Genomic DNA, 17,252 nt, shown 5'->3' with positions numbered 1-17,252 from the left:
CTCTTTCTAAAAATACTCCCTTTTTTATATTCTTTATCTTTCACTTTTAATATTTATATGAAAATTTGTTATAATTTAAGTATAAGGTTAAATATATAATTATCAATAACTTGTTATAACTTTATTTAAAATTACTTACTATTAAAAAGAAGGCACGATTTAAAGGTGCCTTCTAAAAAATATTTATTACTTAAAGATGTAAATGAATAATTATCCTTTATTGTTATCTTTACTTGATATCTCCTGCTTTTATCAAAGCATATTTAGATGCAAGGGGTCCTATAAGTTCATATATAACAGTTCCTGCTAATACTATTGTCCGTATAGGCTGCCCATATTCAGGTGGTAGTGACTTTTCTGCAAGCAATGATAAGCCTATAGCTACACCAGCTTGAGGAATCAAAGCGAGGCCTAAATATTTTCTTACATTTTCTTCTGCTTTTGTTATACTAGCAGCTACATATACTCCAAGCATTTTACCAATAACTCTAAATACCATGTATCCAAGTCCTATAACACCCACACTTTTTATTACTGAAATATTTAATTCTAAACCTGCTATAGTAAAGAATGCTATAAATAAAGGTGGTGTGAACCTATCTGCAATACTTAAAAATCTACTGCTATTACTACTTAAGTTTGTTATAGTTGCTCCTAGCATCATACAAGTAAGAAGAGTAGATACATTGAATTTTAGAGAAATTCCTATAGCAAAAAATATAAATGCTAGAGTTAAAGATAATAATTCATTTTCACCTCTTACTCTTTTACCTATATATGAAAATATAGCTCCTAGTATAATTCCTATAACTATAGAAAGCAATATTTCAATTATTGGCTTCATTATAGACATAGCTAGAGAAGTAGTTGATCCACCTATTAATGATTGAGCTACTGCAAGTGAAATTCCAAAAGCAATTATACCCACAGCATCATCCATAGCTACCACCTGTAAAAGCGTAGTTGTGAAATCTCCCTTGGCTTTATATTGTCTTATAACTAATATAGTTGCTGCTGGTGCTGTTGCTGCTGCTATTGCACCTAGAGTAAGACTAAATGGCAGTGGTTGCTTAAATATAAATATCATAGCTAAATCCACCAAAAGCACTGCTCCTAACGCTTCAAAAACTGTTATCATTATAACAGTTTTTCCTGTTTTCTTTATACTTTTTATTAAAAATTCGCTACCTATTCCATAAGCAATAAACCCTAAGGCAGCATCCGATAATATGCCTAAAGATTTTACTGCGTCTAAAGGCACAATGTTAAGTACATAAGGTCCTATTATTACACCTGCAATTAAATATCCAGTTACGTTTGGAAGTTTTATTTTAGAAAGTAATTTTGCACAAAGCATACCTGAGAAAATGACAATAGATATATAATATAAACTACTCATCTATTCTGGTTTTCTCCCAACGTTTATTCCCTCTACGTAACCTACAGGAACAGTAAATATTATTCCTACATCTGGCTTAGATAATTCTCCTGTTTCTTTTTTTATACAAGATACCGCTGTATCTAATTGATGATCCTCAATCACTACAAAAATAGTTTTATTAAAAGGATACTTTTCATTCATAATCATCCGTATAGATCCAAATATCGGTACATCATTCCCTACATCATTCAATATCCTAGCCATACCTGTGCTCTCAATTACTGTAGCTCCTTTAATGCCCTCACGAGCAAAGTTTTCAAGTATGCCTTCTAAACAATCTATTTTATTAAGAACTAAAAACAAAACTTGCAAAATACCATCTCCTTAAATTTTAAAGTTTACTTATATAGTATAACATACCTTGTCATTATTTTAAAATTACAAGACTAGATTTATATTGAAAATCAGTCATTAATTAATTAAAGGTATACTATATTAGAATCTTTTTTTAATATATCTACCTCTCTTTTTTGACAGGTAAATATTATGATTTGCCTATTTTTGTCTATAGTTTTAATGTATTCTAATGCCTTTAAAAGTCTTTCATCATCATATTGCATAAAAGCTTCATCTAAGAAAATAGGAACTATTTCTTCTCTATCAAATATTAAATCTATAAATGCCATTCTTAAAGAAAAATAAATCTGATCTACAGTACCATTACTTAAATACTCCGCCTCTATAATATCATTTCTACCTTTGTCTCTAACCTTTAGCCCATAATCTTCCGATACCTTAACTTCTTCATAATTATCTATTACTATTGAAGAAAATACCTTACTTACCTTTTCATTAAGTATTGGTCCAAAATCTCTTTGAAGTTCTTTAAAACATTCTATTAATGTGTCATAAGCAATGTTTATATATTGAAGTCTATATTCAAGTAACTCTATTTCAATTTTTATAGCATCTATTTCTTCTTCTATTTCTATAATTGTTCTTTTACCTATAAATTTATTGTCTATGGAATTTTTTACGTCTCTTAACCTTTTTTCTGTGTATAAAAGTTCTTTATTTTTTTCTCTAATTGCATCATCTAAATCCTCTTCATTTTTAAAGTTTTCTTCTATATCTTCATTTATTATATCGCCTATTTCTTCCTTCATTTTTTCTAAATCTCTATCTTTTAGTAAAAGTTCATAATTACTTTCAATACTTTTTAATCTACCCTCTATTTCTTGTTTTTCTTTTAACTTTTCTTCAAGTTTTTCTATTTCAGTTGGAATAGATTCTATATTAATATGCGATTTGTTTATTTTATCCATAGTGTTTTTTATATTCTTTTCTTTTATACTTATTTCTTCGCTAATATGTTCTAATGATAAAGCCTCTACCCTTACCTCAGATTTTAAAATATCTATGTTTTTATTTATTTCTTTAAAAATTTTATATCTATCTAAAAAATCTTCTATGTCATAACTATTTGTATCTTCTAGTATAAAATCTATATATCTACATATATTTTCATACTCTTCTTCTAGTACCTCTAAGCTATAATTTGATCTACTTAATAGTTTTTCTTCTATTTTTATTGTTATCTTATCTATCTTTTCTTTATTATCATTATAATCTTTTATCTTAATTAAGAAATCTTCATGATCCTTCGATCCAGATAATTTATAGTATCTTTTTAAATCTTCTTCTATAGTTATTATTGAATTTTTAAGATTAGAAATGTCTCCATATAATAATTCCTCTTTTTCTATATTATGCAAAGTTTTACTCTGATTTTTATACCTTTTAACTGAAATTATAAGTGCTATAAATAATATAATTATAGGTACATATATTAAGTTTACTTTATAAATCCCAAAACCCTTAATAAATGAAAGTAATAAGATTATTATAAAAAAAGAAATACTTAATATAAAATTTAATATCTTCTTGTTTTTATAAACTTGTTTCTTATCTAAAATTTCAAAATCTATGTTATCTTTACTTATTTTATACTTTAATTCTTTTAATTTGTTTTCATAATCATAAAAAACGCCTTGAATTTTACTGTTAATATCACTCATATAGGATATCTTTTCATGTTTATACTTTAACTTTTCTAAGTCTTTATTAAGGTCCTCAATCTCACAATCTATAATCTCTATCTTCTTTATTTTTTCTTCTAAATTTTTCTTTTCTAGGCATAAAGAAATAACCTTTCTTTCTACATCTTCATCTAAATTATTAAACTTTTCATATTCACAAAACTCATCTTCCTTAACTTTTAAAGAATTGCTTATTACGTCCTTGTTTTCCAACCTTTCCATTTCTATATCTTTTAGTTGCTTATATGCCCTATACTCTTCTTTTAATGAAGAAATAAATTGATTATCTATACTTCCTTCATCACTTACTAAACCTTCTTCCACTTCTTCTATTTTTTCATTTAATTCATTACTTTTTTTTAAATATTCTAATATTTCTCCATATTCTTTATATAATTTTATTCTTTTTATATGTTTTTTATACAATTCTAACTTTTCAATATTAGCTCTTAAATAAGTTCTCTTATCTTTTAGATTATTTAACTCAATTTGTTCTTCGATATTTTCATCACTAAGTCTAAGACTTTCTTTGTATTCAGTATTTAAACTTATAAGTTTTAGCCTTAGCTCATCTAATTTACCACTTTTCCTTGGAGTCGTAATAATCTTTTTAGCCTCTTCTAAAGTTTTAATGGCCTTTTCATAAGATCTATCCTCATCTCCACTTTCAGCAAGATTAGTAAGCTTTTCTAGTATCTCGTCTTCTTTCCCTTTGTTTATTTCAAGGCCTAATTGCTCTATGAATAATGTCTTATTAAAGCCCTCTTCATTTAATCCTAGAATTTCCTTTCCGGGTTCTATTACATTTATGGCTCTTAACTTTTCCCCACTTATAAAGTGAATTATTTCTCCTTGATCTTCTTTTTTTGTGTTTCCAAAGCTTCTTCTTATTATATATCCATTTCCACCATCATCCTCATAAATAAGTTCACCTTGTGCCCTCTCCCCACTCCATGGCATATATCTTTTTCTTCCGTTTTCTCTAATAGACTTCTTTTGAGAATTCATACCATAAAGCATTGCTTTTATAAAGCTTTGTATTGTACTTTTACCCGCTTCATTTCTACCATATATTATATTTATACCATCTTTTAATTCTATACTTTTATTTTTAAGCTTGCCAAAGCTAATTATATTGAGCTTTTTTATTATCATTAAAGGATCAACTCCTTGTTGCTTAAACATTGTATTCCTGCTTTTAGTGCTTCTTTTAGCAGCCTTTTGTCCTCATCTTTTTCTGCTTTTTTTATTTTTTCTAACATCTTTTTAGTATAAAGGCCTTTTAAAGTGAATTCTTTAGAAATAATATTATAATCCAATTTAATCTCTGTAGAATCTTTCAATTTCATATAATAAAAATGTTTTGAAAGCTTTTCTTTTAATACTTCTAAATTTATAGAAAAGTCCTCTTTAACCTCTCCTAAAAGAATTACCTTATATATATCTTTGTGTCTACTATCTTTTGGTATTGAAGATATAATATTATTACTTATGTCTTCATAGGTTAATGCATTCTCTATATTTAAAGATACCTCTTCGTATTTTCTTTTGCATATAGGTATGAAATTTAAATCTACATTGTCTTTAGATATAGATCCTAATACTACACCTTTCTCGCCTTTTTCATCAAAGGCTCTTCCTTCTGGATTTCCACAATAAGAATAGCGAGTATTCTTTTCTTTTTTTATACCGGAAAAACTATGTCTATGCCCTAATGCAATATAATCCATGTTACTCTCCCCTATTTCGTAAGGTGTAATTGGATTATACTCATTTGTCTTGCCTCTATCGCTTATATCTCCATGTAAAGCCATTATATTTATATGTTTTTCATTAATTTTAAACTTACTGGAAAATTCCTTAAGAAATGACTCTCTTTCATAATACTCTGAAAATCCTTGTCCATAGACTGTTATATTTTTATCCTCTATGTATACAGCCTCCATATCTGATTTAAATATATGAACATTTAAAGGCCAATCTATCATAGTATAAAATGTCTTTTCATTATATGGATCATGATTACCAGGAGCTATAAATACACTGATTTCTGGTATTTCTTCTAGCTTTCTTCTTATATAATCTAAAGTAGTCCTCATAACCCTTTGATTGTCAAATAAATCTCCACATATTAAGAGTACATCTACCTCTTCCTTTTTTGCCAGGTTAACTATATTTCCAAAAGTCTCTCTTAAATCCTCACGTCTTTTTTCTGCAAAATCTTTATCTAACTCACTAAAAGGAGTGTCGAAATGTAAATCGCTACAATGCAATATTTTTATATCCTTCAAAATCAAACTCCTCCTATCGAACTTTAGTTCTCTAATAGCTTAATTTTATCAAAATATATGTAATTATTCAACTTAAATATCTACACTTTTATAAATTCTATATTTAAAATTTAAGTTTCTTAAATAACATCTTATTTTATATATAAAAAAGGTTGCCTCAACCTTTCCTTTGAGACAACCTTTTTAACATTATTTTGTGTCTTTAATTTACTTTTTATTATTTTGCTTTTTCAGGAGCATCAGATAACAATCCAACTTTCTCCCATCCCCAATCACTAACTGTCCTTAAATCCCAGCTGTTAACTCTCTTATTTGTTGCTGTTATTCCATATCTAAAGTTAGTAGGTGCAACCGGAACTTCATCATGAATATATTGTTGCCAGTCGTGATAAGCTTTAACTAAATATTCTTGATTGATTCCATCTTTTGAAAATGCATCTTCTGAAGCAATAGCATCTAGTAATTTATCATTTTCTTCAGTTGCAAATCTTGTATAGTTCATTTGAGCTTGCCTTCCATATAATCCTGATGGATCTGGATTGGATCCTGTACCCCATCCTCCCATGTACATATCTATTTCTTCATTATCATTTTGAACCATATCATAAAATGCATTCATATCTACTAATCTACCATTTTGAAGACTTACATCAAGTCCTACATCTCTCCAACCTTGAACATAGAATTGAGCTAATGGTTCAGCAATTTCTCCACCTGACATGGAAAGAAAATTAATTTTTAGCTTATTTCCTTTTGTATCTTCTCTCATTCCATCATTATCTACATCTTTATAACCAGCATCATCAAGCATCTTCTTTGCTTTTTCTGGATCGTAATTATATCCAGCTAACTTTGAATTCCAAAAAGTAGCATGTGCTGGATCCATTACAGAATTAGCAGGTAGTCTTAAACCATTGTAGAACACTTCACATACTTCCTTGTTATCCATAGCATAAGCAATGGCCTGTCTTAATTTAACATCTGACATTTTCTTAGTAGTATCAGTTTTTACTTCTTTAGCTTCGCCATCCCACTTTCCTAATTTAAATCCTACATATCCATAAGATCTTTGTACTGAAGATAGTAATTCAATATTACTTAAATCTTTGTACTCTTTATAGCTATCTACAGTAATACCATCAACAACATCAAAGGTTCCAGCTTTTAATGCTTCTACTATTGTATCTGGACTTGTTCTTTTATAAACAATTTTATCTACTTTAGGCTTTTCTCCAAACCAATGTGGATTAGGTATATATTCAACAGATTCTCCTGGAACAATGTTAGAAACCACAAATGGTCCACAAGATAATGGTTTTACTCTAACTTTATCATGACTTTCCATTTCCTTTATTGGAATATCTCCTAAATAATGCTTGGGCTCTGCATTAAATGTTAAGCCTGCACCCCAGAGTATTCCTGGATAATATTTCTTAAAAGATACTTCTAATGTTTTATCATCTATTTTATTAAGTCCTGATATAGTTTCTGCAGTTCCTTTATTGTATTCTTCAATACCTACAACATTTCTATAATCTGAATCAAATCTTATTCCTTCGTAATCTTTATTTGCAACAGATTCATATACAAATATTAAGTCGTCTGCGGTTACTGGAACACCATCACTCCAAGTTAAGTCCTTATTAATTTTATAAGTTGCCTTTTTAGCTTCTTTGTCAAATTTAACATCACAATATCCACCATCAACAATTTCATGGTTTTCTCCAGATTTCATAAATGCCCCAAGCATTGGTGACATTATATCAGAGTCTGACTTATTTGAGTATAAAAAGGTGTTAAAAATCCCTTCAAAAGGTGTACTTGTAACTAAAGCAACATTAAGAGTTCCTCCAATTGTTTTGCCCTCTTTTTGAAGTACATCTGGATGAGGAAGCTCTATTTTTAATAGTGCATTATCCTTTTCCCCTCCTGTAGCAGGTCCACCTCCCTCTGCTGGCTTTTTATTGCAAGCTGCTAATAAAAGTGTTGATGCTAATAGTAATGGGACCATAAACTTTAAACTTTTTTTCATTTTTACTCCCCCTTTATTCTATCCTAATCTTTGTTTTGCGTCAGAAGCTCTTCTAAAAGCTTGACCGACGTAATTTATACACAACATCATTACTAATATTAATAATGACGCAGGTAACCATAACCATAATTTGTTCGACATAGCACCTGGTGTTCTCGCATAAGATACCAATGTTCCTAGCGAAGGTGTGGATGGAGGTAAACCAAATCCTAAAAACGATAATCCAGTTTCAATTCCAATATTTCCAGCGAAACTCAAAATTAAATCTACAATTATGATGGAACTAATATTAGGTAAAATACCACCATACATAATCTTCAAATTGCTTGTTCCCATTATCTTCGATGCATTTACATAGTCTCTTCTACCTTCCGATAAGGCTTTACTTCTTACCAATCTCGTCATACCAACCCAATAAAATATGCTCATTATAAATATAAAATGCCACATGGTATACTTTGGAATCACCACTACAAATGTAATTATGAGTAATGTTGTAGGTAGAACGGAGATGAAATCACATATCCTCATTATTATATTATCTACCATTCCACCATGGTAACCTACAATTAGCCCAACAATTATACCAATTACAGATGTTATTACAGTAACTGCAAATCCTATTAAAATAGAATTTCTTCCTCCAATTAACAGTTGACCTGCAATGGACCTTCCACCTATATCTGTTCCTAAAATAAATTCTGCTCCTGGCGCTTTATATCTATTCCTTAAATTTATTTTCATAATTTCATTTTGGTCTATAACTAAAGATCCTATTAATACTGTAGCCATTATTATAACCAAAATAATAAGACATGTCGTTGCTATCTTATCTACCTTAAACTCCCTTTTAAGTACCTTCCAAAAAGATGGAACTTCACTAATTGATTTTAAATCTTTTTCATCAGCTTCTTTAGCAATAGCCTTTAGTTCTATTTCGGAGGCAATATCCTTGGCTTCAATGTCTTGCTTACTCATATCCGATCCCTCCTAATCTATTCTTATTCTAGGGTCAACAATTGTCATGATTATATCAGACAACAAACTACCCATTAATGTTAAAAATCCAAATAATAAAACCAAGGCATTCATAACTGAGTAATCTCTACTATTTATCGATGTCATAAATAATTCACCCATGCCTGAATAACTAAAAATAGTTTCAATAAATACAGAACCACTTAAAAGTCCCATAATTGTAAAACCAAAAAATGCTGCTACAGGTAGTAATGAATTTCTAAATATATGTTGAGAATAAACTTTATTTATAGGTACACCCTTACTCCTAGCTGTTTTTACATAATCTTGACCTTTAGCATCAATTACTTCATTTCTTAAATATTGTATGGTTCCAGTTGTTCTAAGTATGGCAGCTGTAACCGCAGGTAAAATCATATGATGTAGCTTACTTTTAAAATATGCAAATGTCCCTTTTTGTAGTCCAATGCCTACAGATCCTTCAGTAGGGAACCACCCCAATTTGTATCCAAATATTAAAAGAAATATAAGCGCTAATAAAAACACAGGTATAGCATAACTTATAAAATTATACATTATGACAGCTTTATCAAACCCTGAACCTTCATATCTTCCCGCATAAATCCCAAGTGGAATTGCTATTAAGTAAGTTAAGATCAATGTTAGTAAAGATAACCATAGTGTATTCTTTGCTCTCTCACCAATAAGAGAAGAAACCGGTACTTTTTGAGTATAAGATCTTCCAAAGTCACCATCCTTAAGCATCTTAATCATCCAGTTTTTATATTGAACAGGTATAGGCTTATTTAGTCCTGCCTTTTCCTTTAGCTCCTCAATTACCAAAGGATCCGTCTCTGGGCTTATTAATCCTGTAAAAGGATCTCCAGGCATCATCTTACCAAATCCAAAAACAATTACACTTAATATTAAAAGTTGAGGTATCATTATTAATACTCTACGCAATACAGTTTTCCACATCTTATAGATCCCCCTTTTCTCTTACTGACACATAGTGGGTTTTAGAAATTTGAATTAAATCAAATGCTCTTCCATTTTCATCATAGAACATTTTTTCTCTTCTGGTATATTCCTCTTCCACCATGATTCTTTCTTGTCTGCTCTTTACTCTATCCTCTACAGAAATTTGTGGTATAGCAGCTATTAATCTTTTTGTATAAATATGCTGAGGATTGTTATATATATCTTCCCTTGTACCAGTCTCTACAAATCTTCCTCTATGCATGATATAAATATAATCACACATATGTTTAACTACACCTAAATCATGGGATATAAAAAGGTAACTTAAATTAAAATCTCTTTGCACCTCTTTTAAAAAATTTAATACTTGAGCTTGTATTGATAAATCAAGGGCCGATACAGGTTCATCAGCTACAATAAGTTTGGGATTTAAAGACACAGCTCTAGCTACACCTATTCTTTGACGCTGTCCCCCTGAGAATTCATAAGGGTATTTATACAAAGAATCTTGTGGCATTCCTACTATATTTAATAATTTTAATATTTTTTCTAATTCTTCTTTTTTGCTTAACTTTTCGTAATTACGAATAGGTTCTGCTATTATATCTATAATTCTTTTTTTAGGATCAAGACTAGATAAAACATCTTGGAATATCATTTGTACATCTTTATTATACCCAACCTTTTTTCTTAACCTTTTTGTATTTACTGTTTGATTATTATATAATATTTTACCTTCTGTTGGATTTTCTAATCCTACAATAGCTTTCCCTATAGTTGTTTTACCTGACCCTGATTCTCCTATAAGTCCATATGTCTTTCCTTGTTCAAGTGAAAGTGATACACCATCTACAGCACGGGTATAATCTTTTATAGTATTAAGCACTCCTCCACGAATAGGAAAGTGAACTTTTAAATCATCTATTTTTAAAAATTCCATTTTAGCACCCCACTTCATTTTCAAAGTAAAAATTCTTCCAGCATGTACACCTTACAAAGTGACCTTTTGAAACCTCATGAAGGATTGAGTCCTCTTCATGTTCTGAATCTGATATCCATGGAATTCGTTCTTTAAATCTACAACCCTTTCTTGGCAAATTTTCTAAAGACGGTACCATTCCTTTTATTACATGCAATTCTTGTCCAACTAATTCAGCATTAGGTATAGAGTTTAGCAATGATTTTGTATAAGGATGCAGTGGATTATTAAAAAGTTCTTTTGCATCAGCTAGCTCTACAATTTGTCCTGCATACATAACAGCAACTCTATCTGCATTTTGTGCAACTACCCCCAAGTCATGTGTTATAAGTATAATTCCTGCATTAATTTCTTTTTGAAGTTCTGCGAGTAAGTCTAATATCTGAGCTTGTATAGTAACATCTAATGCCGTAGTTGGCTCATCTGCTATTATAATATTAGGTTTGCAAGAAAGTGCAATAGCTATTAGGACTCTTTGTCTCATACCTCCAGATAATTCATGGGGAAACTGCTCAGCAGTTTTTTCAGGTTTTACAATGCCTACTTGATTTAATAAATCTAGCATTCTCTCGCGCCTTTGTTTTTTATTTAAATCAGTATGATATATAAGAGATTCTTCTATTTGCCTTCCAATTTTATGTAGTGGATTTAAAGAGGCTAATGGATCTTGAAAAATAAAACCAATTTCTTTGCCTCTAATTTTATTAAACTTTTCTTCTGAATAGTTTAATATATTTTCTCCCTTATAAATTATTTCCCCGCTTACCTTAGTAAAGCTACTATTATGTAACCCAACTATAGAGTTAGCAATAGTGCTTTTTCCACAACCAGACTCTCCAACTATTGCTAGTAATTCATTTCTGTTTAAAGTTAAAGATACACCATCTACTGCATCAAAGTACTTGTCTTTAAATCGAAATCCCGTATGCAAATCTTTGATTTCTAATATTTTTTCACTTTCCATTCTCTATTTCCTTTCTAACTTATATATTTATTAGCTGATTATACAAATTTAAAAATAAGTTTAAATTTAAATAGTGATCTAAGCCTTGCTTATGTGACCCCCTTTTATAATTATTATTCAAATAATTTCATTAATATTACTTAAATCATTTTTAACATTAACAAATTGTTTCCTATCTATTAACAGATAATTTGAAATGTTCCATCTTTATTTACATCATATCATTTTATTCATCAACTTTCCAAATATTTCGTATGACAAATTATTCTATATTTTTAATCAATCTTTGTGTTTTTCCCATTTTTGCTCATATATTTTGTATCTTTTATAATACATTAATACCTCCCTATATCTAAAATATGTTGCTATACTGTAAGTATTAAAACTAATAAGAAAAAGAAGCTATATATATACTTATAGCTTCTTTTTAACTGTAATTTTTAATTTTATAAAATCTCTTAATTTATTATTATTTGTTTTTCTTGCCTTTTTTACTCATAACATATCCAAGTCCGCATAACAAAGTTCCAAAAGACATCATAGAGCTTGTATTAACCATGGATCCTGTTTTTACAAGTTTAGATTTTGAATTTATATTTTCTTTAGGATTATTGTTATTGTTGGTACTTTCTTTGTCTTTGTCCTTGTCCTTATCCTTATCCTTATCTTTGTCTTTGTCTTTGTCTTTATCGTTATCTTTATCTACTTCTGGTTTAATAATAGTTTTTGAATCCAAATTTGATAAGAAGTAGTCGCTACAATGCTCTAAGTTTAATTCTAGATAATCTTCATTATCTTTATTAAATACTTTTAAATCTTCTGAATATAGTTCTGCTTTATTTGTAGTTTCATTGAAATAATAAGCATACACATCTTTTGTTAAATCTACCTTTTCTTTATCTATACCCATTGTCACCTTTGTTAAGCAAGGTAACTTTCCATTATGCTTAAATGATATAATTTGAGCTTTTTCATCTAATGCAGATATAGAATCTTTATTAGGACTAATTTCATTTAAACTTATATCCAAATCTTTGTCTATAGATGTAATATCCTTTGTATCAAATTGCCACTTAATTTTAGCATCTTTAGAGTCCAATTTAAATACCATTACCTTGTCTCCACCCTTTACAGCTTCAAAGACTTCTTTTGATATTGTGCTTATATCTTTTAGTATAAATTCAACTACATTTCCATCTGAATACTGTAATCTATCTTTAATAACTAAAACTTGGTCATCACCTTTATTAATAATAGTACCTATTTCAAATTTCACGCTGCTCTTAGATATATTTCCTGCTAAATCTTTTGCTTCTATATCTAACTTATGCTCACCATTACTTCTTATTGGCTCTATACCATCATATTCCTTACCATCTAGGATATATTTAATTGTTGCATCTTTATCATCTGATGTTATCTTAGGCATAACAGACATATTGTAAGTTTTACCATCTTCCACACCTTTAACATCTATAACTGGTGCTGTCTTGTCTATAGAAAACTTAATTATAGATTCAACTTCATTTCCTGAATTATCAATAGCTCTCACTATTAATTCATATTTTCCTTCTTCTGATATTTCTTCATTATTATATTCTTTTCCATTTAGTGTTGATTTTATAGTTCCTTCTTTATTCATCTTTATTTCTGGCTTAATATTTTCATTATAAATCTTTCCATTTTCTACACCTTCTATAGTTACTATAGGCTTTTCTTTATCTATATTAACTTTATATTTAAGAATAGTAGTATGTCCAGATAAGTCCACAGCCTTTAATGTCATTATATCTCCATTTTCCACTTGAACCTTTTTATTAAACTCGTAAGCTGTATATTCATGACCATAGTTAACTTCAGCTTGTACCTGTTTTTCAATTTCTCCGTTAATATAAAACTTATATCCCATCCCACTATCTGAAACTATTCCTTTTAATATAAGTTCTTCTGAATTAATAAATATATTCCCCTTACCATCACTAAAAGGTGATGTTAAATTAATTATTGGATCTTCTGAATCAAAGTATATTTTTGTTGCATAATTATTTGCTGGTATTGCTGATCCGTCTTCTTGCTTAACTTTAGCTATGTTTCCATCCATCCCTTTTGCATAAACGTGTATATAATTTATTCCTTGTTTAAGTTCCTTGCTATCTTTTAAGAAGTTAAATGTTAAGTCTTTATTTACCTGTACATCTTTATCATCAATTTTAAAGGATTTAATTGGATATGATACTTTGCCACTTATTTCTAGCATACCCTCTTTATTTAATGATTTTTCTGATGCATCCATACTTCCCGCTGCAAAGTCTTTATTGTTAAATTCTATTATAGATTCTTCTATCTTCTCTACAACTGCGTTAACAGATGCTAGATTGTAAGCCTTGTCCATAACTACTATAGATACTTGTTTATCTTTAACTTCCTTAGCCTTAAGTTTTACAGAATACAGTTCTTTACCTTCATCAATTATCTTAGCATCTTTTTTAATATCATCACCTATAAATATAGCACTATTTAAAATACCTGCTAAGTTATCTTTTGCATTCCATTTAATTACTAAGTCTTCTCCCTCTATTTCAGATGATATAACTTTAATTTCCGGGGCTGTTATATCCACTTTAATTGGTACTTCAAACTTTTGTGGCTCTTTATTATCTAAATCTACATAGGACTTTATTGATAATTTATATATGCCTTCTTTAACAGCCTCGTTCTCACCTTTAGATTTATTGTACACCATTCCATTCCAAGATAAATCATTTCTAAGTGATGGTGATTTCCCTGAATTATTAGAGTTATTATAAACTTGTTTCCTTACGTCATCCATCTCACCTGCTTTTACTACTACATTTCCATTTTCATCTTCAACTTCACTTACAACCTTCTTTGCATTTCTAAGGAAATATAAATATGGTATAACCTCTTCACAGTAATTATCTCCATTAGGGGATATTGCAAAGTCTTCTGGATTATCACCTAATATATTCACTTTATCACCTTTATATGTGGCCATAAGAGCTGTTAGAGAAGCGTCATCTATTTGAGCCATCAAACTATCTGATTCTTCCCAATCTCCGTAATTTATTATTCTCTCCTTAGCCCAATCTCCATAGTATCCCATGTAAGGTACAACCAGTGAAGGTTGATCTGAATCAGTTGATTTTAATTGCAAATATCCTTCTAAAAATCTTTCTGTACTTAGATTATCACCTATATTTATAGTTACATTAACCTTTTCAGTACCTTTTGCTTTAACTGTAACCTCTTTTTTATCAAAGGTTATATCTGCATCATCTTTTGAAAGGATTATATCTCTAGCCATTTCTCCTGAAGCATCCTTATCTTCTTGAGATAAAATTCCCCCTATCTTATCTAAAGAATAAGTAACATCTTTATCACCATGATTATTTAAATCAATATTGAAACTAATATTTTTACCTTGTATCTCTTTTAATGCTACAGATCCAACCCCATTATAAGTAGCAGTAACTTTATTTTTTATAGCATCTGATATTTGAATTAATCCCGCTCCTTGTCTTCTTGGTGAAAAAGGAACTCCACCCTTATCATTTTTAACTACTGAAGTGTTCATTGCAACATTTTTTGCATAATCTACTAGTTCTCTTCCTTTAAGATCTTTATCGTATTCTTTTATGGATTCTAATATTAATGCCATACCTCCTGATACATGTGGTGCTGACATTGATGTACCACTCATAGTTTCGTATCTATTATTATTAACTGTAGAGAATATATTTCCACCTGGTCCAGCAATTTGAGGTTTAAAATCTAAGTTAGGAGCTGTACCCCAAGATGTGCTATCATCATAGTCTCCTGAATTAGGATTTTCTCCACTTATTGTATCTCCTGTGAATTTAAATTTAACATCTTCTTTATTTTTCAATCTTTTAGTTGCTTCTGCTCCTGCTTTATTTCCAACAAATATGGCAGGTATAGTTATACTTCCTTCAGTAGCCATATTAATTAAAGCCTCTCCACCCGCACTAGTATTAAACATTACGACTCCACATGCTCCTGCCTTTTGAGCATTAATTATCTTTTCTGTAAAGGCTAAATCTCCTCTTTCTATCAGTGCAACTTTATCTTTTAATTCTTTGCCTACAAAGTCTTCAGGTTTTCCAACTCCACAACTTACAAGACTTAATTCTTTATTATCTTCAAATTTAAAAGTATGTTCACTATATGCAGTCTTTAAAAATTCTTTTCCATTTGAATCTAAAAATGATGTAGCATAAGATGTAACATTTTGATTTTGAAAGTTTGCAACCATTAATGCATCTTTTGCTAAAGCTGGTGCCCCAACTGTAGATATATCCTTCATATTTTTATCTCTATATGGTGCTGTAGAGTAGCTAGAGTTTCCAGCTGAAACAACTACCATTACGCCTTTTTCTGTAGCATTTTTTATGGCTCTTTGCTCTGCATCATCATCATCTTGGAATCCAGATACAGACCCTAAACTCATGTTAATTACATCAGCGCCTAATGTAGCTGAGTCTTCTATAGCTGCAACTATATCATCACTAAATGCATATTTACCTCCAGGTCCATTAGAAAAAGCTTTCATAGCAAGTAATTGTGTCTCAGGTGCAACTCCTTGAACTGCTTGTCCAAGTTTTATCTCTTCTTCATTACCATCTGCACCTACAATTCCTGCCACATGCATACCATGACCGCCATCTGATCTTTCATCTATTATATTGCTGTTTTTATCTGCGTAATTATATCCAAAGGGTATCTTATCACTGAAATACGTCTTAGTACCCTTTCCAGCCTTTAATATATTATTATTTTTTATTTCTTCTGCCTTATCTTTATTTAACTTTAATTTAGAACTATCCTTTGGATCCTTTAAATCTTTATGATTATTATCAATTCCTGTATCAATTATTGATACTAGCATTCCTTGCCCTTTGATGTTATATTTCGTCCATGCATCAAAAGCCTGTGTTAACCCTTTAGCATAATTTATTTGTGGTTCATAACGGTTGGCTTCTTTTACACTCTTTACTCCATCTAATTCTTTTAAATCTTCTATTTCTTTACGTTTAACATTCATACTAAATCCATTAACAAGGTTTCCATAGCTATGTCTTATTTCTGCTCCCTCAAGCTTTTCTGCTTCATCTTTAGTTTCTTTTTGAGCCTCTTTTACTTCATTAATAATCTCCGTTGATGCCTCAATACCTTGTGGCATTCTCTCAGCTGCAGGTTTTTCATCTAGTTCTACTATAATTCTTATAACTTCCTCCGGATCTTCTTCATGTAATTCTATCTTCCTTTTATCCTCAGATGCAAGTTCTTTTAGTTGGCTTTGCATACTTGCAATCTGCTCCGTACTCAAAGCCATATTTTCTTGAGTCTGTGCCCCTACTTTGCTAGAACTACTAAAGACTAGGGATAATGAAAATGCAATAGTTAAAAACTTTGACATACTCTTTCTAAATTCTTTTTTCACTAAATCGTCCCCCTCTTATAAAATAGATTTTATAATAACTATAAATAAATATAGTTTTTATCATT

Annotated in this window: 10 protein-coding genes; all 10 read right to left on the bottom strand. The window is 29.9% G+C overall.

Translation table 11 applies throughout. The features are described 5' to 3' along the window. Positions 1-229: 229 nt before the first annotated feature. Positions 230-1,399, bottom strand: coding sequence for a cation:proton antiporter (locus tag BD821_RS03905; protein WP_104409403.1), 1,170 nt, complete (start codon positions 1,397-1,399; stop codon positions 230-232). Then, positions 1,400-1,753, bottom strand: coding sequence for a hypothetical protein (locus BD821_RS03900; protein ID WP_029452758.1), 354 nt, complete (start codon positions 1,751-1,753; stop codon positions 1,400-1,402). 107 nt (positions 1,754-1,860) lie between these two features. Further along, positions 1,861-4,665 (bottom strand): ATP-binding protein, encoded by a 2,805-nt coding sequence (locus BD821_RS03895; protein WP_104409402.1) that lies wholly within the window; start codon positions 4,663-4,665, stop codon positions 1,861-1,863. Beyond that, positions 4,635-5,771, bottom strand: coding sequence for a metallophosphoesterase family protein (locus BD821_RS03890; protein ID WP_169993958.1), 1,137 nt, complete (start codon positions 5,769-5,771; stop codon positions 4,635-4,637). Before BD821_RS03890 ends, BD821_RS03895 begins: the two co-directional genes overlap by 31 nt. A gap of 217 nt (positions 5,772-5,988) precedes the next feature. Beyond that, positions 5,989-7,803 (bottom strand): oligopeptide ABC transporter substrate-binding protein, encoded by a 1,815-nt coding sequence (locus BD821_RS03885; protein WP_104409400.1) that lies wholly within the window; start codon positions 7,801-7,803, stop codon positions 5,989-5,991. Between the two features lie 18 nt (positions 7,804-7,821). Further along, a complete protein-coding gene (locus BD821_RS03880) occupies positions 7,822-8,781 on the bottom strand; it encodes an ABC transporter permease (RefSeq protein ID WP_104409399.1) in 960 nt (319 codons plus the stop codon). A gap of 12 nt (positions 8,782-8,793) precedes the next feature. Further along, positions 8,794-9,759, bottom strand: coding sequence for an oligopeptide ABC transporter permease (opp4B, locus tag BD821_RS03875; protein ID WP_104409398.1), 966 nt, complete (start codon positions 9,757-9,759; stop codon positions 8,794-8,796). A 1-nt stretch (position 9,760) separates the two neighbouring features. Next, complete coding sequence (locus BD821_RS03870) at positions 9,761-10,702, bottom strand: ATP-binding cassette domain-containing protein (RefSeq protein WP_104409397.1); 942 nt, start codon at positions 10,700-10,702, stop codon at positions 9,761-9,763. Between the two features lies 1 nt (position 10,703). Beyond that, complete coding sequence (locus tag BD821_RS03865; protein WP_104409396.1) at positions 10,704-11,705, bottom strand: ABC transporter ATP-binding protein; 1,002 nt, start codon at positions 11,703-11,705, stop codon at positions 10,704-10,706. 469 nt (positions 11,706-12,174) lie between these two features. After that, on the bottom strand, positions 12,175-17,187 hold the full coding sequence (locus tag BD821_RS03860) for a S8 family serine peptidase (RefSeq protein ID WP_104409395.1): 5,013 nt from the start codon (positions 17,185-17,187) through the stop codon (positions 12,175-12,177). Between the last annotated feature and the right edge of the window lie 65 nt (positions 17,188-17,252).

The organism is Clostridium algidicarnis DSM 15099, from assembly GCF_002934235.1.
Taxonomy (GTDB): domain Bacteria; phylum Bacillota; class Clostridia; order Clostridiales; family Clostridiaceae; genus Clostridium_L; species Clostridium_L algidicarnis.
Note: the sequence above shows the minus strand (reverse complement) of the source record. Positions and strands in the feature narration are given on the sequence as shown.